The 17,057-nt window shown below is 47.4% G+C and carries 15 protein-coding genes; 11 read left to right on the top strand and 4 right to left on the bottom strand.

Translation table 11 applies throughout. The annotated features are described in order from the left end of the window. Positions 1 to 18: 18 nt before the first annotated feature. Together WH43_RS11385 and WH43_RS11380 are read left to right on the top strand one after the other, a co-directional pair. Entirely contained in the window at positions 19 to 210 is a 192-nt protein-coding gene (locus tag WH43_RS11385; protein WP_053424732.1) for a hypothetical protein, read from the top strand. A 237-nt stretch (positions 211 to 447) separates the two neighbouring features. Further along, positions 448 to 795, top strand: a complete 348-nt coding sequence (locus tag WH43_RS11380) for a MaoP family protein (protein ID WP_053424731.1) — start codon at positions 448 to 450, stop codon at positions 793 to 795. Between the two features lie 115 nt (positions 796 to 910). Here WH43_RS11380 and WH43_RS11375 read toward each other — a convergent pair whose 3' ends face one another. Beyond that, a complete protein-coding gene (locus tag WH43_RS11375) occupies positions 911 to 3,148 on the bottom strand; it encodes a putative bifunctional diguanylate cyclase/phosphodiesterase (protein ID WP_082335759.1) in 2,238 nt (745 codons plus the stop codon). 54 nt (positions 3,149 to 3,202) lie between these two features. Continuing rightward, positions 3,203 to 5,974, bottom strand: coding sequence for an insulinase family protein (locus tag WH43_RS11370; RefSeq protein WP_082335758.1), 2,772 nt, complete (start codon positions 5,972 to 5,974; stop codon positions 3,203 to 3,205). 172 nt (positions 5,975 to 6,146) lie between these two features. Here WH43_RS11370 and sixA point away from each other — a divergent pair, with 172 nt between their 5' ends. Further along, positions 6,147 to 6,638, top strand: coding sequence for a phosphohistidine phosphatase SixA (sixA, locus tag WH43_RS11365; protein ID WP_053424730.1), 492 nt, complete (start codon positions 6,147 to 6,149; stop codon positions 6,636 to 6,638). On the opposite strand, the gene smrB is transcribed toward sixA, so the two are convergent. Beyond that, a complete protein-coding gene (gene smrB, locus WH43_RS11360; RefSeq protein ID WP_053424729.1) occupies positions 6,635 to 7,171 on the bottom strand; it encodes an endonuclease SmrB in 537 nt (178 codons plus the stop codon). The two genes, sixA and smrB, sit on opposite strands and share 4 nt — an antisense overlap. A gap of 35 nt (positions 7,172 to 7,206) precedes the next feature. On the opposite strand from smrB, the gene prmB reads away from it, so the two are divergent. From prmB to bamJ, 6 genes are all read left to right on the top strand, one after another. Then, the gene (gene prmB, locus WH43_RS11355) at positions 7,207 to 8,154 is read left to right on the top strand and encodes a 50S ribosomal protein L3 N(5)-glutamine methyltransferase (protein WP_053424728.1); all 948 of its coding nucleotides are present in this window, start codon (positions 7,207 to 7,209) and stop codon (positions 8,152 to 8,154) included. Positions 8,155 to 8,190: 36 nt separating this feature from the next. Further along, entirely contained in the window at positions 8,191 to 9,288 is a 1,098-nt protein-coding gene (gene aroC / locus WH43_RS11350) for a chorismate synthase (RefSeq protein ID WP_053424727.1), read from the top strand. 107 nt (positions 9,289 to 9,395) lie between these two features. Beyond that, positions 9,396 to 10,559 carry an MFS transporter gene (locus tag WH43_RS11345; RefSeq protein ID WP_053424726.1) on the top strand — a complete coding sequence of 388 codons (1,164 nt, stop codon included), beginning with the start codon at positions 9,396 to 9,398 and terminating at the stop codon, positions 10,557 to 10,559. Positions 10,560 to 10,593: 34 nt separating this feature from the next. Further along, positions 10,594 to 11,751, top strand: a complete 1,158-nt coding sequence (locus WH43_RS11340) for an ATP-NAD kinase family protein (protein ID WP_286049686.1) — start codon at positions 10,594 to 10,596, stop codon at positions 11,749 to 11,751. A 2-nt stretch (positions 11,752 to 11,753) separates the two neighbouring features. Next, positions 11,754 to 12,032, top strand: coding sequence for a YfcL family protein (locus WH43_RS11335; protein ID WP_053424725.1), 279 nt, complete (start codon positions 11,754 to 11,756; stop codon positions 12,030 to 12,032). Positions 12,033 to 12,119: 87 nt separating this feature from the next. Then, on the top strand, positions 12,120 to 12,740 hold the full coding sequence (gene bamJ / locus WH43_RS11330; RefSeq protein WP_053424724.1) for a BamJ family beta-barrel-assembly machinery protein: 621 nt from the start codon (positions 12,120 to 12,122) through the stop codon (positions 12,738 to 12,740). A 59-nt stretch (positions 12,741 to 12,799) separates the two neighbouring features. Here bamJ and dsbB read toward each other — a convergent pair whose 3' ends face one another. Beyond that, the gene (gene dsbB / locus WH43_RS11325; protein ID WP_053424723.1) at positions 12,800 to 13,333 is read right to left on the bottom strand and encodes a disulfide bond formation protein DsbB; all 534 of its coding nucleotides are present in this window, start codon (positions 13,331 to 13,333) and stop codon (positions 12,800 to 12,802) included. 182 nt (positions 13,334 to 13,515) lie between these two features. Here dsbB and fadR point away from each other — a divergent pair, with 182 nt between their 5' ends. Both fadR and WH43_RS11315 read left to right on the top strand, forming a co-directional pair. Continuing rightward, entirely contained in the window at positions 13,516 to 14,235 is a 720-nt protein-coding gene (gene fadR / locus WH43_RS11320; RefSeq protein ID WP_053424722.1) for a fatty acid metabolism transcriptional regulator FadR, read from the top strand. A 431-nt stretch (positions 14,236 to 14,666) separates the two neighbouring features. Then, positions 14,667 to 16,913: an aminotransferase class V-fold PLP-dependent enzyme gene (locus WH43_RS11315; RefSeq protein WP_053424721.1), complete on the top strand. Its 2,247-nt coding sequence runs from the start codon at positions 14,667 to 14,669 to the stop codon at positions 16,911 to 16,913. Positions 16,914 to 17,057: the final 144 nt, after the last annotated feature.

The following is a 17,057-nucleotide window of genomic DNA, read 5'->3' as shown; positions in this document are numbered from 1 at the left end:
ACTAAGCTGGAGTTCAGTGTGGTTTTTATCCTGAGTCTTTTTTGTCTGAGCAGTGTCAGTGTCTATATTGCGGCTTTACGTGCAGGTATGGCCGCTAAACGCTGGGCTCTGGCGGCTTTATGTTTAGGACCTATAGTGCTTCCATTGTTTCATAATCATAAAAGACTGGCTTTACGCCGCGCTTTCGGTCGCTTTTCAAATTTCTTTTAACACTGATCTCGCCTCTAATTCCTGACGTATCAAAATTTGCAATTTGGACGGATTAAAAGGGTTATTCGTCAATCAGTTGCGATTATTTTCTGAACAAAATGCGGCTTCTGTGGCATTCCAAAATCATTTCTTTTGACAAAGCAAAATTTTTGTTTGACGAGTCTGATTTTGTTTACCATACTGCGCACAGTTTGATTCGGATAGCTGTAGATACAACAAAATTAGAGGAAAAAAGTGATGCAGCAAAGTTTTGTCGCTAACCGTCGCTTTTTCGATGACCAGAATTTCCCTAAGGGATTCACCAGGTCCGGGCGCTTTACTCTGGCAGAGGGTAATCTGCTGGAAAAACATGGCAATGCCATGCAGGAACTGGAAGCAGGCTCACGCCAGCCAGTCAATGAAGAAGAACAACGTTTTATCGCTGTTTGCAAAGGTGAACAGGAAGCAACCAGCCAGTATGAAAAGGTCTGGATGAAGTACAAGCAACGTTTGCAGGAAAAACGCAAATTTCATACCGTGTTCGGTAAGAAGCGTATTGCAGATGGTGGTGAAGACTTCTCTTTTGTAGATAACGACGCAGATTAAAAGTAATACGCTGAAAAAGGGTTGGTGCAGATGCAGTACTTGGTATTGGATCTGCATCAGCCCTTTTTTGTTTTGTGCCAGTCATGCTCTGCCAAGCCTAACAACCAAAGCCGTTTTAACCAGGTACAGCCGTCAGTTTGGGTTTTTGTTGTTTCTGTTGTTTTAAGAACAAACCAAAATCATGGGCAGATAACGGCTTACTATAAAAATAGCCCTGAATAATCTCACAGCGCAGCTGCTTCAGCTGTTGTAGCTGCTCTGCTTGCTCCACTCCTTCGGCCACTACGGTCAGGTTCAGGTTGTGAGCAATAGTAACTATAGTGTCCACCATATTGCGGCCACGGGCTGTATTCATATCATCGATAAAGGCTTTATCTATTTTTAAAGTATTGAGCGGAAACTGTTTTAAATAGGCCAAAGACGAGTAGCCTGTGCCAAAGTCATCCATGGCTAAATGAATACCACGAGCCCGAAGTTTCTTCATGGTATCTATCGCCAGAGTGGGCGATTGCATCACTGTACCCTCAGTGATTTCTAACTCCAGGTGATAAGAGGGCAGCTCAGAGCGCTGCAGAATATCGTCGATTTGCTCACACAAAAAGGGCAGCATAAACTGTTTGGCTGATAAGTTGACCGCAACACGGCCATGAAACAGCCCCATATCTATCCAGCGTTTGACGTCTTCGCAGGTTTTTTGCAAAACTACTTCACCAATTTCAAGAATTTGGCCTGTTTCTTCTGCCACAGGAATAAAAGAAGCCGGACTGATTAAGCCTTTTTTCGGTGTGATAAAACGTACCAATGCTTCCATACCCACCAACTGACCTGTGACTATGTCCATTTTGGGCTGATAAAATACGGTGAAATAGTCTTCTTTTAGGCCATGACGGATCAGGTTTTCCACCTGCAATCGTTTCACCGCCAGCTTGTTCATTGAGTCGTTAAAAAACAAATAACGGTTGGCACCTTCATGTTTAGCGTGATACATGGCGGTATCAGCGTTACGCAGCAGCGCTTGTGGGTCGCTGCCATCTTCCGGATATAACACTATGCCTATACTGCTGGTGATCGCCAGTTCGTGCTGTTCGATAAAAAATGGCAGGTTAATTTGTTTCAGCAGGTCTTTGGCCAGGCTTGTGATGCTGTGAATATCATTGGTATTTTCCAGCACCACCGCGAACTCATCACCACCCAGGCGATAGAGTTTCGCTTTAAAGCGGGTGAAATGACTTAAGCGTTCGGACAACTTACAGAGCAAGGTATCACCGAGCTCATGGCCGAGTGAATCGTTAATCTTTTTGAAGTTGTCTAAATCGAACACCAACAGCGCGTGTTCAACCTGTTCACGCACCAGTTGGCTTAAGTGGCTGGAAAAACGGGCACGGTTTGGCAAGCCTGTTAAGGTATCGGTATCGGCCAGACGATTCAGTTCTGCTTCGCGTTTTTTACGTTCGCTGATGTCTGAAACCACACCAACAAACTGCTGCACTTGTCCAAGTTCATCTTTGATCACGTCAAAACTCAGTTCAGCCTGATACAGCTCCCCATTGTGTCTTTTGTCTTCGATTTCACCAGCCCAGTAACCTTGTTCTAGTAAAGACTGGCGGATTTCATGTAAAAAGCGGGCAGGGTAGAGGCAAAGCTCAAAGACGGTATGCAACACTGACTCCCGACTTTTGCCTGTCATGCTGACAAAGGCCGGATTAACTTCCAATAAGGCAAAATTGGTATCACAGACCATTACCGCGTCGGAGATATTGTCCAGGCAGCGGGCAAATAAGCTTAAACGTTCTTCGGTCTCTTTTAATTGCTGAATATTTTTTAAAGTACCAGTCATACGAATGGCCTGGCCTTGTTCGTTCAACTGCACCACTTTGCCGCGATCGAGTACCCAGATCCATTGGCCGTTGGCAGCTTTTATCCGGTAGCTGGCTTCGAAAATAGGCGTCATACCATGCATATGTTGTTGCAGTGCGCTGGTGACTCTTTCTACATCTTGTGGATGAATTTCAGAGCGATTCGGCGGAAATTGCTGGCTGTCACCTGGTTTCTCTAAGGGCTGGTGCCAGGAGCTGGAGCGATACAACTGGCCTGCCTTCATATCCCAGTCCCATAACTCATCGCCGCTGCCCCATAAAGACAAACGTAAACGCTCTTCACTTTGCTCGAGCTTCGACTGATAACGTCGCATCCTTACAATACTCAAGTGAGCCAGCACCAAAGCGACTATCGACAGGACGGAGATCAGCGTCAACATGTAAGGTTGCAACTGCTCCCAACCTGCCGCAACGGCAGGCAGAGGCATGGCTGATACAACAGCAAAGGGCAGCGGTAAAACTGGAGTCAGGCGCACAGTCAGACTTTTTTAATGGATATCAATTCACGGTAACTAATGTTATCCACACTGTCAAAGCCATTCCGACAATAAAGGCAATTTCTCTAATAAATTGAACGGGTTTTGTTCAGTCAAATGGCTGTGATCCGGTTTATCTCCTGTCGCCAGGAAAATTGCATCATAGTCTGGTGCCAACAGCTGATAAAAAAATGCGATAAAATCGGTCAAACTGAGTTGTTCCAGTGCTTTTTCTATCTGCTCGTTTAAATCAAACTGGTGATCCCCCTGGCCTATCGCCAGCCACAGCCGTTTTGCCCTGGCACCTAAGCTGCTGTCCCGTTCTTTAATTTGGGTTGCCAGACCTTGTTTCATCTGAACAAATTCATCTTCGTCCAGCTCTTCTAATTCAGACAGGAAGTTTTTATAAAACGCCAAAGTCGCTTTGTATAAATCAGCGCAGGATGCAGTCGGACTCTGAATGTAAAACGCTATACCAGGCAACAGATTCATCGGTACATAACCAGTTCCAACTAAATAACCCAGTTGCTGCTCAGTGCGCAGTACATGGAAATACTCAGGAGAGAGTAAGTGATTCGCCAGCATAAAAAGCGCCATATCTTCGGGGCGTTTTTGTCGTGACGGCAGATAGATCACCAGTGCTTGATCACTGTGTTCAACCTGAACCTGAACCCACACCGGACCTATGCCCTCTGTATTAAAACGTTGGCGGGGTAAAGCCTTGCCTTGCTGTTGCCTGGATAGCCACAATTGCAGAGCCTGACTTAACTCTGTTGCATCTGCAGTACGCCAGTTTCCGACCATAAAAGCATCCAGATAGACCTGTTGCAATAACTGCTGGTGAAACAATATAAAATCGTTGTAACTGAGTTGCTGTAACGCTGCAGCCAGTTGATCAATATCAGGATTTAACGGCTGCAATAAAGACGACAATTGACTAAAAAGTTTAGAGACTGGTTTGTTTTTGCTGTGATTTTGCCAGTGCCTGATCAATTGACGCTTAATTTCATCAAAACGTTGTTCGTCAAATTGACAGCAGTCCATCTGGGCTAATAAATCTGAGACTAGCTTAATCTGGTTCCCTGCCAAACCACTGCTGTGCACACTGATGCCATTGTGCTGGACATGCAAATGATAAGTTAAACCTGCGGTAGTGGCGGCATAAAAATTTTCATTGATCTGATCCTGAAATAACTCCAGCCATAACCGGCTGGACGCCATATGAGCCACAGACTGAATACAACGGGGTAAATTCAGCTGGACAAAAATATGACCTTTGGGTGTTTTAAAGTCGGTATCGGCTTTAAACCACAACTTAAAGCCAGACTGCTGTACCAAAAGCTGGGGTTTGGTCATATGGGCAGAGTTTGAGAGTAAGTTCAGCTCTGTCACCAGATAAGGATTGCTCTTTGGCAGATGATTGCCTTCAGGCACCTGGGCTTGTTGATACTGTTCCAGCTGAGAGTGCGTCAGCGGCTGGACACGGTAAGGGGTTTGATACCAGCGCGCTTCACGGTTGGCTTCTATATCGGGTGCAATAAACATCACCCTCATATTGTCGGGACGGAAGTTCTGCAACAGCTCGCGATACAGAGATTCTGGAGGCAGGTCCATGCGGTAGTCCCCATAGACATAATCATCGACCGGATAATGTTGCATATTGACGGATAAATCGCAGGCACCCTGCAGGGCTGTACTGGGTTCTTGATACAGGTAGCTCCACTGCACTAAACGCTGGCGCTCCAGAAACAAATGCTCTGGAAAGGCGGATTGTCGAAGCAACTGCAGCTGACCAAACATGGCTTTTAAAATCTGATCCTTGGCTAAAACGCCTTGTTCTGTCAGTTCGAAAGATAAAGTGAAATCTTTGTAGTTACTGCCGTCTATACCACCACCGGCACTCAACTGATTGACCCAGCCCTGGTCTTTTAAATAAGCCAATAAAGAACCCGAGCCTTCATCTCCTAATAAATGCGCTAAAAAAGAAATCAGCTTGTATTTGTACAAGGGCTGGATGTCGGGCAAGGCAAAACTGGCGACCAGCCTCTGACTGAATTTATGTGGCGCGATATCCAGTTGTAGCGCCTGATGTTCGGCCAGATACAAAGGCTCGGATAGAGGGGCTTTGGCACTAACATGGTTTGGTAAAGCAGCAAAATACTGGTGTACCAGCTGCTCCAGTTGTTGCAGTGGTAAAGGTGACACCAGACATAAGGTCATACGGCGTGTACCGTAATGGCTATCAAAAAACTGCTGCACCGCTTGTTGCAGGCTTTGCTCCGGTGTATCACACAAGGTCGTTAAGTTACCCACCGAAAATTTGGCAAAAGGGTGGGCCGGATTGACCGTTTCTTTGTGCACCTGGTAAATGCGTCTGCTGTCGTCTTTGAGCTTTAATGAAAACTCTGCCTCAATGGCCTGACGCTCTTTTTCTATGTAATCTGCATGAAACAGCGGTGCGCGGAACATGTCGGCGAATCTGTCCAGCGCCAGCTCAAAATAGTCTGTGTCTATATCAAAGAAAAAACTGCTGTGTTCAGTACCAGTCCAGGCATTATGACTGCCACCATGATGGTTGATAAAATGCTGATATTCACCGGCATCCGGATAGTTTTCAGTGCCCAAAAACAGCATATGCTCCAGAAAATGTGCTAAGCCCTGACGTTCCGCCGGATCATCAAAGTGCCCAACGTTCACTGTCAGCGCCGCAGCACTTTTTTCTGCATCTTGCTGATGCACCAGAAGAACAGGAAGATCATTCGATAAAGTCAGCGCTAGGTATTGACGTTTATCGTTAGGGCTTTGCATTAACTGGATTTTTTTCAATTTATGCCTCGTGACGGGAACCCTGAAAATACAGAATGCGAGGGTTCATCATAGCGATTAGGAATATAGTAACGCAATTTTATGCTTTATTAGCAGTTACTGTCGGCATTAACTTTCATTATCATAGCGCACTCTTTTCGCGAGCGTCGCGAAGTTGTAACTGGTAGCAACAATGGTTAATTTGGTTATTATGCGGCACGGTGAAGCTGAACCGCAGTACTTGAGCGACAGTGAACGACAGTTAACAGCAGCAGGTCAGGCCGAAGTCAGTGAAATGGCTCAGTGGCTGCATCACCACTATAGTGCATTTGACCGGATTTTCTCCAGCCCTTATCGCAGGACACAGCAAACTGCCGCAGTTTTGCTGCAAAAAGGGCTGTCAGCGCACCCTGTTGAAGTCAATGCAGATCTGGTCCCTGAAGGCAATGCACAACTGGTGGTCGATTTTCTGGATATGTTGTATGCAGAAAACCCACAGACCAAAATTTTATTGGTGTCTCATATGCCACTGGTCAGTTTTTTGGTTGAAGCTTTTACCCGCAGTGGCCAGACGCCGATTTTTGATACTGCAGGTGTAGCCTGCATTGATTACCACCAGCACAGGGGCATACTGCTGGAATATGCCTGCCCAAGTATGCTTCGTTTGGTAAAATCGGTCTCTTAAGTCGGAATTCTAAGTAACACCAGTAACGCACCATCCCGGCCCCATTCGGTGGGGGCCGTATGAAAAGCCCGCACATTCGGGTGTTGTACCAGCCAGTTTGGTACTCTTTTGGCTAGTATGCCCAGCCCCTTACCATGGACCACACAAGCGCAGTTAAAGTGCTGTTGCTCGCAGTACGCCAGTAAACCTGCCAGTTCAGTTTTGGCCTGTTGTTGGGTTAAACCATGTAAGTCCAAGACCACAGCGGGGCGAAATTCACCGCGTTTTAATTGTCTGGCTAAGGTCGGGTCATCACCTGTTTGCACAAAAGCCAGAGTTTGACTGTCGCTGAAAAAACCTTCGTACTGGTCTGAAAAGTAAAACAAATGGCTATCTGGACTGCTATTTGTTAAAGTAGCGGCCATTCTGACCTTGCCGGGCTGACGGGCAAAAGGTATCTTGTCCTGCTGCAAGGGGCGTGCGCCTGTTACCGAGTCCCGGAACAGCTGTTTTTCTTCATCAGGAAGATTTGAAACTGGTGTTTTTTTTCGCATGCCCGAAGTCTAACCAATCACTAGAGTAAAACACAATGACAGAGCATCAAAGCAGCCATCTGACTGCGGAAATTATCGACGAAGCCATCCGCGAGCTGCATTCCATCCACGACTGGTTACGCTGGTCTGTCAGTCAGTTTAATAAAGCCCATATCTATTTTGGTCATGGCACCGACAATCCATGGGATGAAGCTGCCTTGCTGCTGGCTCATAGTCTGGATATAGCCCGCATTAGCGAAAACCTGTTGCCACTTCGTATCACCAGCACTGAAGCCAAAGTCTTTTGCGATTTGTTACTGCAACGCATCGAACAGCGCATTCCTGCGGCTTATCTGACGCAGCAGGCCTTTTTCTGTGGCTTAAGTTTTTATGTCGATGAGCGGGTGTTAGTGCCACGTTCGCCGATAGGAGAACTAATCAGTCGAAGCTTCGAGCCCTGGTTTAAAGAACATGAACCAGCTCGTATTTTAGATTTGTGTACAGGGTCTGGCTGTATTGCTATTGCCTGCGCTAAACAGTTTCCAAATGCTGAAGTAGATGCATTGGATATCAGCGAAGATGCGCTGGATGTGGCGATATTTAATATCGAACAGCATGAGCTGGAGCATCAGGTGTTCCCTATGTTGTCTGATGGTTATAACGCCATTAAAGGTCAGACTTACGACTTGATTGTGACCAATCCGCCTTATGTAGATGCTGAAGATATGGCTGACTTGCCGGATGAATACCATCACGAGCCAGAATTAGGGTTAGCCTCTGGCCATGACGGTCTGGAATTAACCCGCCGTATTTTGGCTGAAGCTGCAGAGCATTTAAACGATGGCGGCTGGCTGATTTGTGAAGTAGGCAACAGTATGGTTGCACTGCAAGAGCTGTATCCGGATTTGCCATTACAATGGCTGGAATTCGAACGCGGTGGTTTAGGGGTATTTGCCATCAGCAAAGCTGACCTGGTGAAACATCAGCATAGTTTAGAAGCGTAATTCGTCAGAACAGAGAACAAGACTCAGGAGCAGAAGATGTCGGGTAATTCTATAGGCCAACTCTTTAAAGTGACCACCTTTGGTGAAAGCCATGGCCCAGCCATTGGTGGCATAGTGGATGGTTTGCCGCCTGGCTTAAAGCTCGACCTGGAGCAAATTCAGCACGAATTAGACAGACGCAAACCTGGTACCTCACGTTACACCACGGCACGTCGAGAGGATGATATCGTTAAAATTTTATCCGGTGTGTTTGAAGGCTATAGCACAGGCGCATCTATTGGCTTGCTGATTGAAAATACTGATCAGCGCTCACAGGACTATTCTGCTATTAAAGACCTATTTCGTCCAGGTCATGCCGATTACACTTACTGGCATAAATTTGGTATTCGCGATTACCGCGGTGGCGGCCGCTCGTCAGCCCGTGAAACAGCTGTCCGTGTGGCTGCAGGTGCTATTGCCAAGCAGTATTTAAAAGCGAAGTTTGGGATCGAAATTCGGGGTTACCTCGCGCAGCTTGGCCCAATCAAAGCGCAAAAGCTGGATTGGGACCAGGTGGAACAAAATGCTTTTTTCTGCCCTGATGTCGACGTGCTCGAGCAGTTAGATGAGTATATGCGTCAGCTGAAAAAAGACGGTGATTCAGTCGGTGCCCGCATCAATGTGGTGGCCTCTGGTGTGCCTGTGGGTTGGGGAGAGCCTGTGTTCGACCGCATTGATGCCGATATAGCACATGCCATGATGAGTATTAATGCGGTGAAGGCCGTCGAAATTGGTGATGGTTTTGCTGTGGTCGAACAGCGGGGCTCTACCCATCGTGATGAGCTGCGCTTAGCAGGTTTTAGCGCCAACCACGCCGGTGGCACTTTAGGCGGCATTACCTCTGGTCAGGATATTAATGTCAGTATTGCGTTAAAACCTACATCAAGTATCAGCATTGCAGGTAAAACTATTACCACCAGTGGTGAAGAAACAGAGATGATCACCAAAGGCCGTCACGACCCTTGTGTTGGTATTCGGGCTGTGCCTATAGCTGAAGCTATGCTGGCGATAGTACTGATGGATCATTTCCTGCGGCACAGAGCACAAAATGCTGATGTGGTCGTCACAACACCAGATATTGCAAGGCAGCCTTAATCAAAGGGCTGAGCTTAAGCTCTGACCTGTTTATCGAAGACCTGTTTTTCAATTGTAATTTTGCTCTGCCCTTGTTGAACAAGGTGCAGAGCCAAGGCTCTGACCCGATGAAACTTGCTACCACCCCAGCCCTGGGACTTGCTTACTTTGCCTATTTTGCCGTGTTAGGCATTTTTGTACCTTACCTGCCGATGTTTCTCGATGGCCGCGGTTTTAACTCTCACGATATAGGTTTGTTGCTGGCGATAGTCACCACCAGTCGTATTATTGGCCCGAGCTTGTGGGCTATGGTGGTGGAGCGTAAAGGCGACCCCATCAGCGTCATGCGTTTTGGCGCTGTGCTGGCATCCATTGGCTGGCTCAGCAGTTATGTTGATTTTGGCTATTGGCCTCTGGTGCTGGGGTTGGGGTTGTTCAGTTTATTCTGGACTGCAATTTTACCGCAGCTGGAAGTCAGCGCCTTTCATTATCTGAATAACGACAGTAGTGTCTATGGCCGGGTCCGCAGTTTTGGCAGTGTCGGCTACATCCTGGTCGTGATGCTGGGCGGTTTGTTACTACAACATTTTGGCTCCGAATTTTTACCCTGGGGCGCCACTGTGTTTTTGGCTTTGCTGCTGGGAACTCTGTTTTTATTGCCATCTTTTACCATGAAAAACACCGAAGGGCAGCAGTCGATTCGTTTTCGGACCTTGTTTAAGCATCCGGTATTTTTACGTTTTATGACCGCAACTTTCTTAATGCAAATTAGTTTTGCGCCTTTTTATGGTTTCTTTATTTTGTATTGCCGCGATTTAGGTTACAGCGGTGTGACCTCGGGCATGATGATAGCTCTGGCGGTGCTGGCGGAAATTATCGCGTTTTTTTATGCGGGCAAAGTATTAAATCGCTTCAGCTACAGGGTGCTGCTGACCTTTTGTTACGGTCTGACGGTGCTGCGTTGGTTGATTGTGGCTTATCTGGCACAACACTGGTACTGGCTGGCTTTTAGTATGTTATTCCATGCGGCCAGTTTTGCCTTAGCGCACAGCTGCGCTATGCAGTTTATTCAAAGCTTTTTTGCCCCGGCGCAGCGTAGCCGTGGCCAGGCCTTGTATGCTGGTGTGGTTTACGGTGGCGGTGGCGCTATAGGGGCTTATTGTGCCGGTGTATTGTGGGCTGACGGACCAGGCGCGACTTTAACTTTTGTCAGTGCTGCAGTGGCGGCTTTAGGGGCGACTTTAATGGCCTTTTCTTTGCCAAATACTTTACGCCAGCAGCAAAAGCTCTAGTTCTGGCTGGGCATAGCTTTGCTAAAAGGCTACAATGCGGCGTTTTTTTTACGCTGTAGAGGGTAGTGTGGCCAGTCTGTTTCGTTTAGGTTTAATTATCAATCCTGTAGCTGGAGTAGGTGGTGCTGTTGCGCTTAAAGGTAGCGACGGTGTGGTAGAACAAGCTTTGGCATTAGGCGCTGTGCCGCAGGCGCAACATAAAACCGCCTTGGCGTTAGAGCCGCTGTTGCCTCTGAAAGACCAGCTGCAGATCCTGACGGTTGCCGGTGCTATGGGGGCCGATCTGCTTGCGTCTTTAGGTTTTCAGTTTGAGATTTGTTACACCCCTCAGTCCAGTCAAACCACGGCAGAAGATACAGAACAAGCCGCTACCGCCATTGCAGAGCAAGGCGTAGACTTGTTGTTATTTGCCGGTGGCGATGGTACAGCCCGCAATATCTGTGCAGCGGTCGGCGAACGAGCGACAGTACTTGGTGTGCCAGCAGGTTGTAAAATTCACTCCGGAGTGTATGCCATTAGCCCCTCTGCTGCTGGTAAAGTCATAGCTCAGCTGGTCAAAGGCGAGCTTGTGACCTTAACCGAAGCAGCAGTAATGGATATAGACGAAACCGCCTTTCGCCAGGGCATAGTGCGCGCCAAACGTTTTGGTGAAATGCGTATCCCGGCCGAGCTTCGATATATTCAAAGCGTGAAAAGTGGCGGCAAAGAATCCGAAGAGCTGGTGCTGGATGATTTAGCCGCATATATAGCAAGCGAAATGGAAGAGAATGTGCGGTATGTGATGGGCTCAGGTTCCACAGTAGCCGCTGTGATGAAAGAACTCGGCCTGCCCAACACCTTATTAGGTGTGGATGTAGTGGAGAATGGTGAGTTGATTGCATCTGACGTTACAGCCACAGAATTACTTGAGCTGGTAAAGGATTATCCCAGCAAGCTGGTGATCACCTTAATAGGTGGCCAGGGTCATGTGTTTGGCCGGGGCAATCAGCAGTTAAGCCCTGCGGTTATCCGCGCAGTAGGGCGCGCTAATATTTGTTTAGTTGCCACTAAAACTAAATTGCAGCAGCTTGCCGGGCGACCTTTATTAGCCGACACCGGTGATGCAAGCCTTGATCAGCAGTTACAAGGGCTTTTGCCTGTACTGGTCGGCTACAATGATTACGTGATGTACAGACTAGGTCTGGAGGAGTAAAAATGCAGGACGTTCAGGCCTATATTCAGCAGGTTGCCCAGTTTTTAGATGCAATGGTGCAAAAAGCCAGTGATGATGAATTATTTGCCGGTGGTTACTTACGTGGCCATTTTGATCTAGCCGTCGGGCGGTTAGAGCTGACGGAGCAACCATTTGAGCAAGCTGAACTTACAGAGTCAGTGCAGCAAAGTCTGAGCATGGCGATTGCGGGTGGTGAACTGACGGAGCAGGATCAACAGCTGGTGTTAGGTTTATGGCAGCAGCTACAACAACTTTCGTGATCTGATGTTGCATCAGATTGAAACTGAAGCCGAATTTGATTTGCGCTTCTACCACGCGCTTTGTGCGCCAAACTACAAGTGAACTTTATGTCTACTAAATTTACCAGCTTAGAGCAACACGCCAGTTATGGCATAGGTCTGCAAATGGGTCAGCAACTGGCTGACAACCCGTTTGACGGTTTAGACATTCTGGCGGTAGCCGCAGGTTTAGCTGCTGCTTTCCAGGGTGATGAGCCAGAAGTCTCTGATGAGCAAATTGGCGCTGCGTTCCAGGTGATCAGCCAGCGAATGCAGCAACAACAGGAACAACAAGCCAAAGCCTTAGCGGGCGCTGGTGAAGCTTTCCTGGCTGAAAATGCGAAAAAACCAGGCGTGACTGTGACTGCTTCAGGTTTACAGTACGAAGTATTAGTGCAAGGTGAAGGCGAAAAGCCAACTAAAGCGTCAACAGTGCGCACGCATTACCACGGCACTTTAATTGACGGTACTGTGTTTGACAGCTCGTACGACCGTGGTCAGCCTGCTGAATTCCCTGTCTCTGGTGTGATCGCTGGTTGGACTGAAGCGCTGCAATTGATGCCTGTTGGCACCAAGTTACGTTTAACTATCCCACATAACCTGGCTTACGGTGAGCGTGGCGCTGGTGGCAAAATTGCTCCATTCAGCACTTTAGTTTTTGATGTAGAACTTTTAGCTATCGTTAGTTAATCGTTTGTTTTTATAAAGAAAAAGGAGCTTGTGAGCTCCTTTTTCTTTAGATGTCGAATTTAGTCGTAAGGATTGTATTTTTTCTTCTTAAACTGGCTGAAGATTAACATCAGTGATAGCAGGGTATAGACGACAAAAATTACTCTTGTCCAAACCGGCATAGAGAAATCCATAAAGCGCCATGCTATATCACCGCACATACCGGTAGGGTTAAAGATTTCCGGAAACCATTTATCTAAAGGCAAACCCAGTGGAAACTCAGGAAACAAACTACAGGTGTATAGACCACCGGACTGCACCAGCTCTTCGACACCTATATGTTCGTGGGTGATCATCACTCCCCAAACTGAACTTGCGCTAAAAGTTAACAAAGCTATCCAGCGTAATAAACCGTTGGTCGGTGATATCAGGGCAACCAGTGCTGCCAGTATCACACCAGTTAATGCCGCTCTGGCATACACACATAACATGCAAGGCTGTAAATTCATCTGATATTGAAAGTACAACGCCAGACCTAACAACACCGTGGCTGACAGCGCTAACACAAGCCATGCCGATCGTTGTTTTGACCATTTTGCCAGACTGGATAACATTCGGATCCCTTTGTTTGATAAAACAAAACTATAAGTCGGTCAATCTAAGGCAAAAACAGTGGAAAGACAACCCACAGTACGCTGAACAGCTATTTTTAATCCATAGCTTGTTAACTGGATTGTCTCTGGTACAATCAGTGCCATTTATCTGACATTATAATAATGACAACGGGTCTCTCCGCATGACTATGAATTTGATTAAAGCGCAAAGCCCAGCTGGTTTTGCTGAAGAATATATTGTTGAATCTATCTGGAATGGCAAATTTGCTCCAGGGTCCATTTTACCAGCTGAGCGTGAATTGTCAGAGCTGATAGGAGTTACCCGCACTACGTTACGTGAAGTGTTACAACGTTTAGCCCGTGATGGCTGGCTGACCATTCAGCACGGCAAACCAACGAAGGTGAATAACTTCTGGGAAACCTCAGGTTTAAATATTCTGGAAACGCTAGCCCGTTTAGATGAAGAGCGGATGCCGGAACTGGTCGATGAGCTGCTGTCTGCCCGTACCAACATCAGCGCTATTTATATTCGTGGTGCTATTAAGACACATAAAGAACAGGTGATTGCGTCTTTTGCCGGTGCTGAAGATTTAGCTGACACAGCCGAAGCTTTTGCGGCTTTTGACTACAACCTGAACCATGAAATGGCGCTGCATTCATCCAATCGTATCTATGTGCTGATTTTAAATGGCTTCCGCGGTTTGTATAACAAAATTGCCCGTTTCTATTTCTCCTCTCCTGAAGCCCGTGAATTAGCCCGTCAGTATTATCACCAGTTAAAGCAATATGCTGAAGCAGGTAAACATGACGAAGTAGTATTCGCTGTGCGTAAGTACGGTAAAGAGAGCGGTAAAATTTGGGCAGGTTTGCGCTCACAAATTCCAAAAGATTTAATCGAATAATTTAAAGCCGCCGCAAGGCGGTTTTTGTTTTTTACATCCATGCAAAAAACTCCTGCGGAGCCTGCTCAGGCCGTCCACAAACATTCCAGATGTTGTTGTATTCGCCGCCATCCATGGCGCTCACCCTGTCGGGCCATCGTCGCTGCGCTCCGATGTTCACAAAACAGCAGGATAGCTGTTTTGCACAGCTTCAGCTGCCGTAGGCGAGCATCATGGACGATGTGAGTGAAAATCACTCCAGGCGATTTTGTATTCGCTGCCATCCATGGCGCTCACCCTGTCGGGCCAGCTAAAACTGTTCAAAATCGCTCCAGGCGATTTTGTTTTTTTATCTGATAAGCTGTACTTACCTTTATCACCTTGTCACAGCGGTCGGGGCTGGTTATTATATTGCTATATATAATATAACCTTTAGTTATATGGGGCGAACTATGCAAAAGCCTGCTGTGCGACCGCAAGAAATTTATCTGGATAATAATGCGACTACCCCTGTATTGGCTTGTGCAGCGCAAGCTGTGCAACATACGATGCAGCAGTGTTTTGGCAATCCAAGCAGCAGTCACAGTACTGGTATTAAAGCCAAGGTCGAGCTGGAAACCACCAGACAATTGGCTCGTCAGCTCGTTGGCGCAGGTTCCGGCGACATTGTTTTTACTTCAGGGGCGACTGAAGGCATTCAAAGTTCTATTTTCTCCGCTTTGTTGCATGCCCGAATGTCCGGCAAAACGGGCCCAGCTTATACTTTGCTTTATGGTGCGACTGAACACAAAGCTGTGCCTCAGAGCCTGGAGCACTGGAATCATGTATTGCAGTTAGGCGCCAGCATTAAAGCTATTCCTGTGGATCAACATGGTGTCCTGGATTTTGAGTTTATCCGTGCTGAACTGTCGAATACGTTGCTGATTTGCACTATGGCAGCGAACAATGAAACTGGTGTGAAACAGGATTTAGCCGCTTTGCAGCAACTTATTCGTAGCGTAGCGCCGCAAGTGCTTTGGATGGTGGATTGCGTGCAGGCGCTTGGCAAAATGCCATTGCAGCTTGAGCACATGACGATAGACTACGCGCCTTTTAGTGGCCATAAGCTCTATGCGCCCAAAGGTATTGGCTTTTTATATGTGCGCGAAGGCACGCCTTATCAGCCGCTGCTGGCCGGTGGCGGCCAGGAGAGTGGTTTACGCTCCGGTACTGAAAACCTGCCCGGTATTGCCGCTTTGCAGGCTATTTTCAGGCAACTGAACTTAAAAGCTGATTCGGTATTTCAGTCTGAAACGACACTGTGGACTTACCGTGAACAACTGTTGTCCGCTTTGCGCCAGGTCTTTCCTGATTTAGTGCTCAATAGCGACAAACCTTATATAGTGCCTACCACTATTAACTTCTCAGTACCAGGTTTTGCCAGCAAAGACATTATGGATTTGTTTGACGCTGCCGGCATTCGTGTCAGCTCGGGGTCGGCTTGCAGCTCAAAAATTCCAACCAGTTTTGTACTCAATGCTATGGGCTTGCCTTTATGGCGCAGTCAGGGCGCCATTCGCCTGTCTTTTGGTCCTGCAATGACAACAGCTGAATGTCAGCAGGCTTGTCAGGCTATTTTGGCGTTAAAAACTGTAGTGCACTCCTGTTGTCTGGTGTTAAGTGATGCCAGCAGTACAGAGCTGCAGCCAGTGACTGGTTTAGTGCAGTTAAAACATGAAGATTTATGCAGCTATTTACTGGTATCAGCTGACACCTCGGAAGTCATTATTATCGACGCTGTGTTGCCTCTGGCCAGCCGGATTGCTCAGTTGGTGCAGGGACATCAGTTCAAAGTGCGGGCTATTTTAGATACCCATGTACATAAAGATCATCCGTCAGCGCGGCCTGCGCTGGCGACCTTATTAGCTGATTTACTGGATCAGGTACCGACCGATGTACTGGGTTGGCCTCTAGCCGTACCGCTGCTACAAATGGGAGCTTATCAGTTGGAAAGTCTGGCTACGCCGGGCCATAGTCCTGAAGCTGTGACTATTGTTGTCACGCAGCACCATCAGCAAAAATTTGCTTTTGTCGGCGATTTTATTTTGCCAGGTGGTACAGGACGATTGGATCTGCCAGGTGGAGACACAAAGGCCTTTCGTCTGAGTTTAAGGGCTTTAGATCAGAAACTTGAATCTCATACCTTGTTATTGTCCAGCCATGATTATGCCCAGCGTTTTTTCACCCGTTGGGATCTGATGCTGCAGGAGCAGCCTGTGTTGCAGCAGGTGCTACATACCGAAGCTACACCGGAGTTGTGGTTAAGCGATTTACAGCGTCAGACACAATGGTTGCAACAACAGGCCGGGCATTTTTGTGGGGTAGTGGAAGTCTGTGCTTCTGATGCGACCGCTGTGATTGATAAACATCAGATCGCTGCCTTGATACAGCAGCGCCCCAACTTACAAATCTGGGACGTGCGTGAACCCCATGAACAAGCCGCAGGTGCTTTGTCTGTGTACTTACCTGATTTAGTCTGTAAGGAAGTTCCTTTATCTGCACTGGTGCAGCAGGTTACCGAGCAACAGACTGCAACCCCTCAGCCCTTGTTGCTGGTCTGCCGTTCTGGTAATCGTAGTTTATTGGCAGCGAAAGTGCTGAATAGAGCTGGGTTTGATTTGGTGTTTAATTTAAAGGGTGGAGTCGCGCTATTAGCCTGATTACCCCCGCAGCTTTGTTGACTTCGCTCTCGCCCCAGTCACATAGGTTAACTATGCTCCTGGGGTCTCAATCCCTCGTCGCCTCGCTGCAACTCCAACTACTTTGGGAAAGACTCTTCGTATTTGAAGCCGCAGCTTTGTTGA

The sequence above is a fragment of the Rheinheimera sp. KL1 genome (assembly GCF_001275035.1).
Classification (GTDB): Bacteria; Pseudomonadota; Gammaproteobacteria; order Enterobacterales; family Alteromonadaceae; genus Pararheinheimera; species Pararheinheimera tangshanensis.
This window is presented reverse-complemented; position numbering and strand designations above follow the sequence as displayed.